The sequence below is a fragment of the Curtobacterium sp. RIT-PI-V genome (assembly GCF_025642935.1).
Lineage (GTDB): Bacteria > Actinomycetota > Actinomycetes > Actinomycetales > Microbacteriaceae > Curtobacterium.
In genome coordinates this window covers 51,915-66,305 of sequence record NZ_JANZKM010000021.1, presented here as the reverse complement: position 1 = coordinate 66,305, position 14,391 = coordinate 51,915, and the positions used below count along the sequence as shown (strand labels likewise).

Annotated in this window: 12 protein-coding genes; 9 read left to right on the top strand and 3 right to left on the bottom strand. The window is 69.4% G+C overall.

Translation table 11 applies throughout. The features are described 5' to 3' along the window. Positions 1-3 precede the first annotated feature (3 nt). Together OGL88_RS13205 and OGL88_RS13200 are read left to right on the top strand one after the other, a co-directional pair. Positions 4-1,122, top strand: a complete 1,119-nt coding sequence (locus OGL88_RS13205) for a GuaB3 family IMP dehydrogenase-related protein (protein WP_123293181.1) — start codon at positions 4-6, stop codon at positions 1,120-1,122. A gap of 65 nt (positions 1,123-1,187) precedes the next feature. Further along, positions 1,188-3,074, top strand: a complete 1,887-nt coding sequence (locus OGL88_RS13200; protein WP_123293182.1) for a glycerol-3-phosphate dehydrogenase/oxidase — start codon at positions 1,188-1,190, stop codon at positions 3,072-3,074. Between the two features lie 145 nt (positions 3,075-3,219). Here OGL88_RS13200 and OGL88_RS13195 read toward each other — a convergent pair whose 3' ends face one another. Further along, positions 3,220-3,723 (bottom strand): hypothetical protein, encoded by a 504-nt coding sequence (locus OGL88_RS13195; protein WP_263091672.1) that lies wholly within the window; start codon positions 3,721-3,723, stop codon positions 3,220-3,222. A 75-nt stretch (positions 3,724-3,798) separates the two neighbouring features. Here OGL88_RS13195 and OGL88_RS13190 point away from each other — a divergent pair, with 75 nt between their 5' ends. From OGL88_RS13190 to guaA, 5 genes are read left to right on the top strand one after another with little or no spacing between them, the layout of a single operon-like run. Beyond that, positions 3,799-4,329 carry a cation:proton antiporter regulatory subunit gene (locus OGL88_RS13190; protein ID WP_194651291.1) on the top strand — a complete coding sequence of 177 codons (531 nt, stop codon included), beginning with the start codon at positions 3,799-3,801 and terminating at the stop codon, positions 4,327-4,329. Between the two features lie 3 nt (positions 4,330-4,332). Next, positions 4,333-5,784, top strand: a complete 1,452-nt coding sequence (locus tag OGL88_RS13185; RefSeq protein WP_263055418.1) for a cation:proton antiporter — start codon at positions 4,333-4,335, stop codon at positions 5,782-5,784. A gap of 5 nt (positions 5,785-5,789) precedes the next feature. Further along, the gene (locus OGL88_RS13180; RefSeq protein WP_123671443.1) at positions 5,790-6,569 is read left to right on the top strand and encodes an SURF1 family cytochrome oxidase biogenesis protein; all 780 of its coding nucleotides are present in this window, start codon (positions 5,790-5,792) and stop codon (positions 6,567-6,569) included. Between the two features lie 10 nt (positions 6,570-6,579). Then, complete coding sequence (locus OGL88_RS13175) at positions 6,580-7,026, top strand: DUF3817 domain-containing protein (RefSeq protein ID WP_111083416.1); 447 nt, start codon at positions 6,580-6,582, stop codon at positions 7,024-7,026. Then, entirely contained in the window at positions 7,023-8,603 is a 1,581-nt protein-coding gene (gene guaA, locus OGL88_RS13170) for a glutamine-hydrolyzing GMP synthase (protein ID WP_205463305.1), read from the top strand. Before OGL88_RS13175 ends, guaA begins: the two co-directional genes overlap by 4 nt. A gap of 315 nt (positions 8,604-8,918) precedes the next feature. On the opposite strand, the gene OGL88_RS13165 is transcribed toward guaA, so the two are convergent. Together OGL88_RS13165 and OGL88_RS13160 are read right to left on the bottom strand one after the other, a co-directional pair. Further along, entirely contained in the window at positions 8,919-9,782 is an 864-nt protein-coding gene (locus OGL88_RS13165) for a Bax inhibitor-1/YccA family protein (RefSeq protein ID WP_263055419.1), read from the bottom strand. A gap of 36 nt (positions 9,783-9,818) precedes the next feature. After that, on the bottom strand, positions 9,819-10,808 hold the full coding sequence (locus tag OGL88_RS13160) for a DUF817 domain-containing protein (protein WP_263091671.1): 990 nt from the start codon (positions 10,806-10,808) through the stop codon (positions 9,819-9,821). A 106-nt stretch (positions 10,809-10,914) separates the two neighbouring features. Here OGL88_RS13160 and OGL88_RS13155 point away from each other — a divergent pair, with 106 nt between their 5' ends. Further along, the gene (locus tag OGL88_RS13155; RefSeq protein ID WP_263055421.1) at positions 10,915-11,925 is read left to right on the top strand and encodes a glycerophosphodiester phosphodiesterase family protein; all 1,011 of its coding nucleotides are present in this window, start codon (positions 10,915-10,917) and stop codon (positions 11,923-11,925) included. Positions 11,926-11,937: 12 nt separating this feature from the next. Beyond that, positions 11,938-14,385, top strand: coding sequence for an ATP-dependent helicase (locus tag OGL88_RS13150; RefSeq protein WP_263091670.1), 2,448 nt, complete (start codon positions 11,938-11,940; stop codon positions 14,383-14,385). Positions 14,386-14,391 lie beyond the last annotated feature (6 nt).

Here is a 14,391-nt window from a genome sequence, read left to right as displayed (position 1 = left end):
CGGGTGAGCGAAGTCGAGATCGGTGCAGGCAAGCGCGGACGTCGGGCGTACGCGTTCGACGACATCGCGGTGGTCCCCTCCAGGCGGACGCGCGACCCGCGCGACGTCAGTGTGCAGTGGTCGATCGACGCGTTCACCTTCGCGTCGCCGATCCTCTCCGCGCCGATGGACTCCGTGTCCTCGCCGGCCACGGTCATCCAGATGGGCAAGCTCGGGATCCTGGGCGTCCTCGACCTCGAGGGGCTGTGGACCCGCTACGAGGACCCGACGCCCTACTACGACGAGATCAAGTCGCTCACCGACGGCAACGTCACGAAGCGCATGCAGGAGATCTACTCCGAGCCGATCAAGCCGGAGCTGATCACCGCCCGCCTGGCCGAGATCCGCGCCGCCGGGGTGCCGGTCGCCGGCTCGCTCAGCCCGCAGCGCACGCAGGAGTTCTCGAAGACGGTCGTCGACGCCGGTGTCGACCTGTTCGTCATCCGCGGCACGACGGTCTCGGCCGAGCACGTGTCGCAGAACGAAGAGCCCCTCAACCTCAAGAAGTTCATCTACGAGCTCGACGTCCCGGTGATCGTGGGCGGTGCCTCGACCTACACATCGGCGCTGCACCTCATGCGCACGGGTGCCGCCGGTGTCCTCGTCGGCTTCGGTGGCGGTGCTGCGTCCACCACGCGTGCCGCGCTGGGCATCCACGCGCCGATGGCCACCGCGGTCGCCGACGTCGCGGGTGCGCGTCGTGACTACCTCGACGAGTCGGGCGGCCGCTACGTGCACGTCATCGCCGACGGCGGTCTTGACACCGCCGGCGACGTCGTCAAGGCGATCGCGGTCGGTGCGGACGCCGTCATGCTCGGCACCGCGCTCGCCCGTGCCACCGAGGCCCCGGGCGGCGGCTTCCACTGGGGTGCCGAGGCGCACCACCCGGAGCTGCCCCGTGGCCGCCGGGTCGAGGTCGGTACGATCGCCCCGCTCGAGAACGTGCTGAACGGCCCGACCCCGACGTTCGACGGCCGCGCCAACCTCGTCGGTGCGCTGCGCCGCTCGATGGCGACGACCGGGTACTCCGACGTCAAGGAGTTCCAGCGAGTAGAAGTGGTCGTGGCGCCGTACCACCAGTGATCCTGGTGGCACCCGTGCACCGACGCGGGTGACGCTTCGGCGCCGACCGTGACCCGGAGGCGACGATGGCGAAGTCCAGCACCACGAAGCAGACCAGTTCGGCCGGACGTCCTGGCGACGTCGTGCCGGGGGCGGGGTTCGACCCCGCGGCCAAGCTCGGCCCCGACGAACGCGCGGCAGCGATCGAGACCCTCAAGACGAAGGAGCTCGACGTCCTGGTCGTGGGCGGCGGCATCGTCGGTGCGGGCAGTGCGCTCGACGCCGTCACCCGCGGCCTGACCGTCGGCATCGTCGAGGCCCGTGACTGGGGTTCCGGCACGTCGAGCCGTTCGTCGAAGCTCGTGCACGGCGGCATCCGCTACCTGGAGCAGTTGAACTTCGGGCTCGTGCGCGAGGCCCTCATCGAACGTGGCCTGCTGCTGCAGCGGATCGCCCCGCACCTGGTGAAGCCGGTGCGCTTCCTGTACCCGCTCAACCACCGCGTGTGGGAGCGGTTCTACATCGGCATCGGCATGGCGATGTACGACGCCTTCAGTTGGTCCGGCGGTCGTCCGCCCGGGGTCCCGCACCACCGGCACCTCAGCCGCACGCAGGTGCTCCGCTCGATGCCGTCGCTCAAGAAGGACGCCTTCGTCGGCGGCATGACCTACTACGACGCCCAGGTCGACGACGCCCGCTACGTGGCGTCGCTCGTCCGCACGGCGGCGTCCTACGGCGCGCACGCCGCGAGCCGGATCCGGATCGAGGGCTTCATCAAGGTGGGGGAGCGCGTGGTCGGCGCGCAGGCCCACGACATCCAGACCGGTGAGCGGTTCGAGATCCGCGCGAAGCAGGTCGTGAACGCCACGGGCGTCTGGACGGACGACACCCAGGCGATGATCGGCACCCGCGGGCAGTTCAAGGTGCGGGCGTCGAAGGGCGTGCACCTGGTCATCCCGCGCGACCGGTTCCAGTCGAACATGGGCATGATCCTGCGCACCGAGAAGAGCGTGCTGTTCGTGATCCCGTGGGGCCGGCACTGGCTGGTCGGCACGACCGACACCGACTGGTACCTCGACAAGGCGCACCCGGCGGCGACCGCGGCCGACATCGACTACATCCTCGAGCACGTCAACAAGGTGCTGCGCGTCCCGCTCACCCGTGAGGACGTCGAGGGCGTCTACGCCGGCCTCCGTCCCCTGCTGGCGGGGGAGTCCGACCAGACCTCGAAGCTCAGCCGCGAGCACGTCGTGGCGCACACGGTGCCCGGACTCGTCGTGGTCGCCGGCGGCAAGTGGACGACCTACCGGGTGATGGGCAAGGACGCCATCGACGAGGCCGTTGCCGCGATGGACGGCAAGATCCCGGCGTCCACGACCGAGGACATCCCCCTGCTCGGGGCCGAGGGCTACCCGGCCGCGTGGAACCGTCGCGCACGGACCGCCCGCAGCTTCAACGTGCACAAGGTCCGCATCGAGCACCTGCTGAACCGCTACGGCACCCTGGCCACCGAGGTGCTGCAGCTCGTCGAGCAGGACCCCGCCCTGGCCGAGCCGCTGCCGGGAGCCGACGACTACATCGGCGCCGAGGTCGTGTACGCCGCCTCGCACGAGGGTGCCCTGCACCTGGAGGACGTCCTCGCCCGCCGCACCCGCATCTCGATCGAGGCCTGGGACCGCGGTGAGTCGGCGGCCCCGGTCGCCGCGAAGCTCATGGCCGACGTGCTCGGCTGGGACCAGGAGACCACCGAGCACGAGGTGTCGAACTACCTGAAGCGTGTGGCAGCGGAACGCGAGTCGCAGCTGCAGCCCGACGACGAGAGCGCCGACCGCGTGCGGCTCGAGGCGCCGGACATCGCGTTCGGCTTCGACGAGGACGACGTCGTCGTGGGCGGCGGCCGCAGCAGCGGCGCCGAGGGCGCGAAGGCGTCCGACGAGCAGGTGGTGGGGGAGAAGACGAGCGAGCCGGAGTAGCGACCCGCGGACGCGGACGCGGACGCGGACGCGGCCACAGGCCTCTCCCCACCGGCACGGCCGTGACGCCGCTGGCGCGTCGGCCCGGAACCGGCGGCGTGGGCCCAGACCGGGAACACCGGACGGGAGGCCCGTGGCGCGTCCGTCAGATGACGCGCGCCCGCAGGGCGGCGCGGCGCACGTGCACCGCCTGGCCGACGACGAGCACGACCGGCACCGCGAGCAGCGCGACGAGACTCGTGACGTACAGCACACCGGCCCAGATGGTGTGGTCCCCGCCGCCGATCCCGTAGCCGTCCGCGACGTCCATCCCGAGTGCGAACCCGCTCCAGAACGACGCCGGAGCGCCGAACGCGACGACGGCGAGCAGTACCGCGGCCATCACGTGTGCGGTGGCGCGGGTGATCAGCAGCAGCACGGAGAGCCCGCCGGCGAGCAGGACACCGACCGCGGCGACCACGATGACGATCACCGTGTCGGTCCGCACCGAGTAGCCCTGTCGGGTGAGCTCGGCGTGGATCTGCGCGAGCGACTGCCCCGGCACCGCGCCGAGCGGATCGAGTACGAGCGCGTTCAGCGCGAGCAGCGCTGCGTACAGCGTGACGACCAGCGTCCCGACGGCTCCGACGACGATCCGAGTGTTCCCCATCCACGGAACAGTAGCGGCCGGAATGCGCTGGGCCGTGCGGTGGTTAGCATGGGCGTACTCGAAAAGGGAGCCATCATGGTCGACGTCCATCGCGTCAAACTCCCCGGAGTCGGCGTGTTGCACACCTTCTACACCGACGACGGTGGCAAGTGCGGTGTCATCACGCACCGGTCGGGTCACTCCGACCTCATCTCGTTCGCCGACGTCTCCGACGGCGCGGACAAGTCCGAGAAGGTCTCGCTGCGCCTCAGCGAGGACGAAGCCCGCACGCTCGCCGAGCTCCTGGGCGGCACCCGGATCACCGAGGGCCTCGACAAGCTCGACGAGATCCCCGGGCTGTCCATCGACTGGTTCTCGGTCGACTACGACGACGCGATCGCCGGCAAGCCACTCGGCGACCTGCACGACTCGGGCTTCATCGGCCTGACCGTGGTCGCCGTGGTCCGTGGCGACAGCGCCAACCCGGCACCCTCGTCGGACTTCGTCGTCTTCCCCGGTGACACCATCGTCGTCGCCGGTTCCCCCGAGAAGGTCGCCAAGGCCTTCTCCTTCTACCGCAGCGGAGAGCTTGCGGCCGCATCGGCCGAGGCCCCGCGGAAGAGCTAGCGCATGCACCTGGGCGGTGAACTGCTCACCATCGGTGTGCTGTTCGTCATCGCCTACGTGCTCGGGCGGCTCGGCAAGACCATCGGTCTGCCGGCGATCCCGATCTACATGATCGTCGGGCTCATCGCGAGTCCGCACACCCCGTGGATCGGGCTCAACGTCGAGTCGCACACGATCGAGCTCATCGCGACGTTCGGGCTCATCCTGCTGCTGTTCAACCTCGGGTTGGAGTTCGACCAAGAGGAGTTCTACGGCAACGCCGGCAAGCTCCTGGTGTCCGGCGGCACCTACGTCGTCATCAACATGGGCGTCGGGTTCGCGTTCGGGTTTTCACTCGGCTGGGGCACCCGGGAAGCCCTGATCATCGCGGGCATGACGGCCACCTCGTCGAGCGCGATCGTCACGAAGCTCCTCATCGAGCTGCGACGACTCGCGAACGACGAGACCCCGATGATCCTGGGCGTCACGGTCATCGAGGACGTCTTCATCGCCATCTACCTGGCGATCGTCTCGGTCGTGCTGTCCGGCGACACCAACGCCTGGGCCGTCGTCGGCAAGCTCGCGCTCGCGTTCGGCTTCCTCATCGTGATGTTCACGCTCGCCCGGTTCGCCGGCAAATGGGTCTCGAAGATCTTCGCGACGCGTGACGACGAACTGTTCACGGTGCTGTTCTTCGGGCTCGCCGTGATGTTCGGTGGCATCGGCGACCTGCTCGGCGTGACCGACGCCATCGGCGCGTTCGTCATCGGTCTGCTCTGCGGCGCCACCCGGTACCGCGACCGCATCGAGCAGCTCGCCCTACCGATGCGCGACGTCTTCGCCGCGTTCTTCTTCGTGAACTTCGGCCTCGGTCTCGACCTGTCGACCTTCGGCGAGGTGCTCTGGCCGGTCCTCGGTGCGATCGGCATGACGGTCGTGCTCAACGCGGTCGCCGGGCAGATCGTCGCGCGCATGAACGGCTTCAACGTCCAGCAGGGGATCAACACCGCCGTCATCCTGGTGAACCGTGGCGAGTTCGCGCTGATCCTCGCAACGCTCTCGGCTGCCGCCGGACTGGAATCCCGGATCACCGCGTTCGCGGGCCTCTACGTCCTCGTCATGGCGATCCTCGGGCCGTTGCTCGCGGTGAACTCGGAGCGGATCGGCCGCCTCGTGGTGCGTCCCGCCCGCCTCGCACGCCTGCGCGGGCGACTCGGGGGCCGTCGAGCGGTCGCCGCGGCTGCCGCCGCCGAGGTAGCAGAGGCCGAGGAAGCCGAGGCAGCGTCCGCCGCAGCCGTCCGACGTGCCGAACGGGACCGCCAGTTCGCGGAGGAGTTCGCGCTCGTGGAGGCCGCTGGCAGGGACGAGCAGGAGAATGGGTCACCGGAGGCGACCGACGAACCCGTCACGTCGCCCGTCGAGATCCCCACCGAGCGCCCTGAGCGTCCGGTCCGACAGCGCGATCCGGAGTACTGATACAGATGTGGGCCGTTGCCCGACGACCGAGGTGGATCGCGCTGCTGTTGCTGGCGCTCGTGCTCGCGGCGGTGTTCGCCGGGCTGGGCAAGTGGCAGCTGGAGCGGAGCATCGCCAACGGCAAGCCGCTGCCGGCGACCACCGAGACCCGCAAGACGCTCGAGGCGGTCACCGCTCCCGAAGAACCCGCGAGCGAGACCATCGCCGGCCAGAAGGTCACCGTCACCGGCACGTTCGTCGCCGGCGACACCACGATCCTGACCGGCCGCACCGGGGGTGGGACGTACCAGACCGTGGGTCACCTGGTGGACTCGGATGGTGGGGCGAGCCTCCCGGTCGTCATCGGGTGGTCCGACCAGCGGTCGGCCGCCGTCGCCGGTGGTGACCGCCTGACGGACGGGCAGACGCTCACGGTGCAGGGCCGGTACTACCCCGCCGAGTCGCCCGACCAGGACACCTACAAGCAGGCGGAGTACTCCGCCGTCGCACCCGCGCGCTTCGTGAACACGTGGAAGGCGTTCGACGACCGGATGTACCTCGGGTACGTCGTCGCCGACGGTGCCACCGCGCAGGCCGCCGACCTCGGCACCATCGCCGACCGGGCGCCGTCGCGCGAGGTCCAGTTCGACTGGCTGAACCTGTTCTACGCGATCGAGTGGGTCGTCTTCGCCGGCTTCGCGGTGTTCCTCTGGTACCGGTTCGTGAAGGACGCCTGGGAGCGCGAGGAAGAGGAGCGGCGTGAGGCTGCCCTCAGCGTCGACGGGGCCCTCGCGGACCGACGGTAGGCTGGTCGTCATGGCCTTGACCGTCCGAACCCGCGACATCCCGAAGATCCCGGGTGCGGTGAAGTGGTACCGCGTCTCCGCGTACATCACCGGTGTGCTGCTGCTGGCCCTCGTGATCGAGGTCATCATCAAGTACACGCCGCTCCAGCTCGAGATGCAGCTCGGCAACGGCCCGTTCTTCGTGCCGAACGGCACGGCCGGCGAAGCACCCGGCACGTTCAACCTGTCGATCGCGATCCTCATCGCGCACGGCTGGCTGTACGTCCTCTACCTCTTCACGGACTTCCGTCTGTGGAGCATCATGCGCTGGAAGCCCTCCCGCTTCCTGCTCATCGCCCTCGGTGGCATCATCCCGTTCATGTCCTTCGTGGTCGAACACCGCATGCAGCAGAAGGCCATGGACACCTACCACGAGCTGATCGCTGCCCAGCAGCGTGAGAAGGAGGCCGCTCGGTGAGCGAGACCGAACAGCGTCCCGTCCTCGTCGTCGACTTCGGGGCCCAGTACGCGCAGCTCATCGCGCGCCGGGTCCGTGAAGCGAACGTCTACAGCGAGATCGTCCCGCACTCCATCACGGCGGAGGAGATCCGCGCGAAGGACCCCGCAGCCATCGTGCTGTCCGGTGGTCCGTCGTCCGTGTACGAAGCAGGTGCACCGTCCCTCGACGGCGACATCCTCGACCTCGGCGTCCCCGTGCTCGGCATCTGCTACGGCTTCCAGGCCATGGCGACCGCCCTCGGTGGCGAGGTCGCGAACACCGGCCTGCGTGAGTACGGCGCGACGTCCGTCGACGTCAGCGGGACCGACAGCGTCCTGCTCGGCGGGCAGCCCGGGTCCCAGGTCACGTGGATGTCGCACGGCGACTCCGTGGCGAAGGCCCCCGAGGGCTTCGAGGTCCTCGCGTCGAGCGCGTCGACCCCCGTCGCGGCCTTCGCGTCCGACGAGCGCAAGCTCTACGGCGTGCAGTGGCACCCCGAGGTGAAGCACTCCGAGCACGGCCAGGCCGTCCTCGAGAACTTCCTCCACCGCGCCGCCGGTCTGCCCGGTGACTGGAACTCGAGCAACGTCATCGACGAGCAGGTCGCCCGGATCCAGGCCCAGGTCGGGTCGAACCGTGTGATCGCCGGCCTGTCCGGCGGTGTCGACTCCGCCGTCGCTGCAGCCATCGTGCACAAGGCCGTCGGTGACCAGCTCACCTGCGTCTTCGTCGACCACGGGCTCCTCCGCGCCGACGAGCGCAAGCAGGTGGAAGAGGACTACGTCGCCTCCACGGGGGTCCGGCTCATCACGATCGATGCCGAGCAGCAGTTCCTCGACGCCCTCGCCGGCGTGAGCGACCCCGAGCAGAAGCGCAAGATCATCGGCCGCGAGTTCATCCGCACGTTCGAGGCTGCGGCTGAGGCGCTCGTGCTCGAGGCGCGCGGGGACGGTGACGACGGCGAGGTCAAGTTCCTCGTGCAGGGCACCCTCTACCCCGACGTCGTCGAGTCCGGCGGCGGAGCGGGGACCGCGAACATCAAGTCGCACCACAACGTGGGCGGCCTGCCCGAGGACATGACCTTCGAGCTCGTCGAGCCGCTCCGTGCGCTCTTCAAGGACGAGGTCCGTGCCGTCGGTCGCGAGCTCGGTCTGCCCGAGGTCATCGTCGGCCGCCAGCCGTTCCCCGGACCGGGGCTCGGCATCCGCATCGTGGGTTCGGTCGACAAGCAGCGACTCGAGCTGCTCCGCGCCGCCGACAAGATCGCGCGCGAGGAACTCTCCGCAGCGGGCCTCGACGGGGAGATCTGGCAGTGCCCGGTCGTCCTGCTCGCCGACGTCCGCTCCGTGGGGGTCCAGGGTGACGGCCGCACGTACGGGCACCCGATCGTGCTCCGTCCGGTCTCGTCCGAGGACGCCATGACCGCGGACTGGACGCGCCTGCCGTACGACGTGCTCGCGAAGATCTCGAACCGCATCACCAACGAGGTGCCCGACGTCAACCGGGTCGTGCTCGACGTCACGTCGAAGCCGCCGGGGACGATCGAGTGGGAGTGACGCTCCCCTGAACGACCGGAGGCCCGGCACGCCCTGCGTGCCGGGCCTCCGCGCGTCCGGGGTTGGGCGCCCGGGCGTGCGTGTGGGCGTGCGCGTGCGCTGCCGGGGACCGTCGAGTGGCCACAACACCCCGCGACCCGTTGCCGAGCGGTCACGAACTGTCGGCTGGCCCCGGCCCGAGCGACACTTCGTGACCACTCGCCGGGCGACTGGCGGGATGTTGTGACCGGGCGGCGGAGCGAGCGTGGTCGCCCAACGGCCCGGGAACGACGAAGGGCCCCGGCAGCGCCGGGGCCCTTCGTGTACGCGGTGGTACTAGTTGCGCGCGCTGCTCGCGACGATGGCGAGGATGCGCAGGATCTCGAGGTACAGCCAGACGATCGTCATGATCAGGCCGAACGCCGCGGTCCAGGCGTAGATGCGGGGAGCTCCACGACGGACACCGGTCTGGATCTGGTCGAAGTCGAGGATCAGCGAGTACGCCGCCATGACCACGACGAGGATGCCGATGATCACGCCGAGCGGGATGCCGAAGACTTCGTACCCGAGGGCACCGAACGCGGTGTTCGTCACCCCGGTCCACATCAGGACCAGGTTGATGAGCGAGAACACCATGTACCCGACCATCGCGACGAGGAAGAAGCGCGTGGCCTTCGGTGTGGCCCGGACCTTCCCCGATGCGAACAGCGCGAGCGTCACGGCGAAGACACCGAGCGTCCCGAACACTGCCTGGGTGACGATGCCGCCCCACATCGAGTTGTACGCGCCGGAGATGCCACCCACGAACAGGCCCTGGGCGAACGAGTACGCCAGGACGAGGCCCGGTGAGGGCTTCTTCTTGAACATGTTCACGAGCGCCAGGACGAACCCGACGACGGCGCCGATGATCCAGACGATCGGGGGCAGGTTCCAACCGGCGACTGCACCGACGACGAGCACGCCGAAGGCGAGCAGCGTCTTGACGATGGTGTCCTCGTACGACATGCGGTCGGTGTCGACCGTCGATGCCGCCGGACGGTCGTACATGTACTGCAGCTGCTCGGGGGTCATCCCGCCCTGTGCCTGCTGCGGGGTCTGTCCCCAGCCGGCCTGCTGCTGACCAGCGCCGCGCCCGCCCCAGGTGTTGGGTCCCTGGGCGTTGAAGGCGGGGGACTGGTCGAAACCGGGCTTGAAGGCCATGGTGTCCTCTTCCTAGGAGATATGAGTCCTCTCAGACTAGGTGCGCTCGGTCGCGGAAGGCTGAGGATTCGCGGCGAGCGGACGCGGGCCCGCAGGCCCTGACGACGGCAGCCTATGGGCGCCCGCTGCGCGCGCGCCTCGAAGACGTCGAGAGTCCGCTGTCGAGCGAGCCGAGTCCGACGGCAGCGCCGGGTGGAGCCAGGTGACGAGCACCACCGAGATCGTCATGAGCAGGAACCACGCGACGATCTTCATCGGGGCCACCGGGTGCCAGACGGCGAGCTGCGCGGGGTAGCTCCAGGCCCCGGCCCAGGTCGCGACGTTCTCGGCGAACCAGATGAACACGGCGACGAGTCCCATGGCGACGAGCACCGGCATGCGCATCGTCGCTCGGTGGATCCGGACGTGCATGGTCGTGCGGGCGAAGAGCAGCACGATGAGTGCGAGCAGGACCCAGCGGGCGTCGGGCAGGAAGTGGTGCCCGAAGAAGTTCAGGTACACGCCGGCAGCGACGACGGCGAGCAGCCACTGCCGCGGGTACCGGTCGAACCGCAGGTCGAACAGGCGGTACACGCGGACCATGTACGACCCGACTGCGCCGTACATGAACCCGGAGAACAGCGGGACCCCGGCGATCACGAACAGCCCGCCGGGTTCGTACGACCACGAGCCCATGTGCGTCTTGAAGACCTCCATGGCGGTGCCGACGACGTGGAAGAGCAGGACGACCCGGAGTTCCCGCACGGCCTCGAGTCCGAACACGAGCATGCCGAGCTGCAGCAGCACCGCCACGACGGTCAGCGCGTCGTTCCGGAACGCCGCCGGCACGGTCAGCGAGGCCACGGCCATCGAACCGAGCAGCAGTGCCCCGAACGCGCACGCCCACGCCTGCTTCGCGCCGAACACCAGGAACTCGGTGACGAACAGCCGGACGGGCCGGTGCGGTTGGTGCCCGGCGTCGAGCAGTCGGCGGGCGGCACGGTCGATCCTGGCCTCGACGGCGGTGGAGAGCGATCGGACGGTCATGCAGCGATGGTCAGCGCCGATGCTGAGATGCACGGGCTCCGGCCGGGTGCGTGTGTCCCGCGACACAGGACGGTCCGCCGTCACCCTGGCCCAGTAGGGTCGCGCCATGACCCTCGTGATCGCCCACCGCGGTGCGTCCGGCTACCGCCCCGAGCACTCGCGGAGCGCGTACGAACTCGCCATCGAGCTCGGTGCCGACGCGATCGAGCCGGACCTGGTGCCCACGAAGGACGGCGTGCTCGTGCTCCGCCACGAGAACGAGGTGTCCGGCACCACCGACGTCGCGGACCACCCGGAGTTCCGGCACCTGCGCACGACGAAGACCGTCGACGGCCAGAGCCTGTCCGGCTGGTTCACCGAGGACTTCACCTGGGCCGAGCTGCAGACGCTCCGCACCCGGGAACGTCTGCCCGCCCTGCGGCCCGGGTCGGCCGAGCACGACGGTGAGGAGCCGATCCTGCGCCTCGAGGACCTGCTCGCGATCCTCGACGCCGCGCCTCGTCCGGTCGGGCTGGTCGCCGAGGTGAAACACGCGGCGTTCTTCGACCGCGCGGGCTTCCCGATGGGCGAACTCGTCGACCGCACGCTCGGTGACGCCGGGTGGCGCCGTGACGAGCGGCTCACGGTCGAGAGCTTCGAGAAGGGCGTGCTCCGCGACCTGCGCGAGCGGCACACGGGTGGTCGGCTGGTGTACCTCCAGGAGGCCCGTGGCAGTGCCGCCGACGAGGTCGCGTCCCACGGATCGCTCGCCCCCACCTACGCTGCGGAGCGTTCCGAGGACGCGCTCGTGTCGCTCGCGACCGAGTTCCACGGCATCAGCGTCGACCTCGGCACGCTGATGGCCGGGGTGGACAGCGTCGCGCTCGAGGACCCGACGCCGGTCCGGAGCGCGATCGTCGACCGTGCGCACGCCGCGGGCCTCGCGGTGTACACGTGGACGCTCCGGCCGGAGAACCGGTTCCTGCCCGGGCCGCTGCGCCGCGGTGGGGACGTCGCGGCCTTCGGTGACTGGGAGCGCTGGTACACCTCGGTGATCCGGACCGGCCTCGACGGGGTGTTCGCGGACCACACCGACCTGGCGGTCCTCGCCCGGTCGGCTGTCGGGGGTCCCGCTTAGACTGTCCCGAACATGACGATCGTGCTCGACCCCTTCGAATCGACGCCCGAGCCGGGCGCCGGTGCCCGTGCGTACGAAGACCCGTTCACCGCGGGTCTGAACCCCCAGCAGAAGGAAGCCGTCGAGTACCGCGGCGAGTCCCTGCTGATCGTGGCCGGTGCCGGATCCGGCAAGACGAGCGTTCTCACGCGCCGCATCGCGTTGCTGCTCGCCAACCGTGAAGCCTGGCCGTCGCAGATCCTCGCGATCACCTTCACGAACAAGGCCGCGGCCGAGATGCGTGAGCGCGTCCGGGCCCTGGTGGGCGGCGAGTCCGACGGCATGTGGATCTCGACGTTCCACTCGGCGTGCGTGCGCATCCTCCGGCGCGAGGCCGAGCGGTTCGGGTTCGCGCAGTCGTTCACGATCTACGACTCCGCCGACTCCAAGGCGCTGCTGAAGCGGATCATCAAGGACCTCGAAGCGGACACGCTCGGGCTCACCGTGGGCGCCGCGGCGTCGAAGATCTCGAAGCTCAAGAACGAGCTGCAGGACATCGACTCGTACGCGCGCAACATCAACGTGAACGACCCGCAGGAAGTCATGTTCACCGAGGTCTTCCGTCGGTACACGAACGACCTGCGCCGGGCGAACGCCTTCGACTTCGACGACCTCATCGGCCAGACCGTCTTCCTGTTCCGGGCGTTCCCCGAGGTCGCTGCGCTCTACCAGCGGCGCTTCCGCTTCATCCTGGTCGACGAGTACCAGGACACCAACCACGCGCAGTACTCCCTGATCCGCGAACTCACGCGTCCGGTGCCGGTCGACCAGGTCGACAAGCTCGAGGACTCCGGCCAGCACGTCGCCCGCATGCGCGAGCGTGACGGGTCGATCGCCGGAGCGTCCCTGACCGTCGTCGGCGACTCGGACCAGTCGATCTACGCGTTCCGCGGGGCCGACATCCGCAACATCGTCGAGTTCGAGCGCGACTTCCCGAACTCCAAGGTGATCCTGCTCGAGCAGAACTACCGCTCGACGCAGACCATCCTCGACGCCGCGAACGCCGTCATCGCGAACAACTTCGACCGTCAGGCGAAGAACCTGTTCACGGACGTCGGCGCGGGCGAGAAGATCGTCGGCTTCACCGGGTACACCGGCCACGACGAGGCCCAGTTCGTCGCCGACGAGATCCAGCGCCTGCGCGAGGACGGCATGGACTACCGCGACATGGCGGTGTTCTACCGGACCAACTCGCAGACCCGCGCGCTCGAGGAGATCTTCATCCGCGCCGCGATCCCGTACCGGGTGCTCGGCGGCACGAAGTTCTACGAGCGCGCCGAGATCAAGGACGCCATGGCGTACCTGATCACCGTGGCGAACCCCGCCGACCCGATGGCGCTCCGTCGCGTGCTCAACGTGCCGAAGCGCGGCATCGGCTCCGTCACCGAGACGACCCTGCAGCGCTACGCCGACGAGCACGAGACCACGATGCGCGATGCCCTGCGGCACGCGGGCGAGCTCGGCTTCGGGCCGAAGGTGCGGAACGCCATCACCGAGTTCGCGGCGCTGCTGGACTCCGTGTCCGAGAAGGCTCCGACGCAGCCGGTCGTCGACACCCTGACCCAGCTGCTCGACGGCTCCCACCTGCTCGAGAACCTGCGGAAGTCGCCCGACGCACAGGACGCCGCCCGGGCCGACAACATCGACGAGCTCGTGGCGGTGACGCGCGAGTTCCAGAAGAACAACCCCGAGGGCACGCTGACGGACTTCCTGACCGAGGTCTCGTTGGTCGCGGCGGCGGATGAGCTCGACGACTCGTCCGGCACGGTGTCGCTCATGACGCTGCACACGGCCAAGGGGCTGGAGTACGAGGCCGTGTTCCTGACCGGGGTCGAGGAAGACCTGCTGCCGCACCGGATGTCCGCGAACGAGCCGGGTGGTCCGTCGGAAGAACGCCGGCTGTTCTACGTCGGCATCACCCGCGCGAAGAAGGTCCTGTTCCTGTCACTGGCGATGACCCGCGCCCAGTTCGGTGACGTCAACGTCGCCATGCCCTCGCGCTTCCTGCAGGAGATCCCCGAGGGGCTCATCGAGTGGAAGCAGTCGCCGGGCATGGCGAACAGCCGTGGCGGCACGCAGCCCCGTGCGCTGAACGCGAAGCGCGAGGGCGGCATCGGCGGGGGTGGCGGCGGCGGTGGCTACCGCGGTGGCGGCGGCTGGGGCGGTGGCTCGTACGACCGCGCGGCCGCTGCGTCGAAGACCCGCCCGAAGACCGAGTGGGCGAACCGGGTGTCCGGCCAGGTCCGCGACAACGGCGACATGGAACTCGTCGCCGGCGACCGGATCAAGCACGTCGACTTCGGCGAGGGCACCGTCTCGGCGGTGACCGGCCAGGGCGCGAAGCGCATCGCCGAGATCGCGTTCGACTCCGCGGGCCGCAAGAAGCTGCTCATCAAGATCGCGCCGATCGAGAAGCTCTAGCCAGAG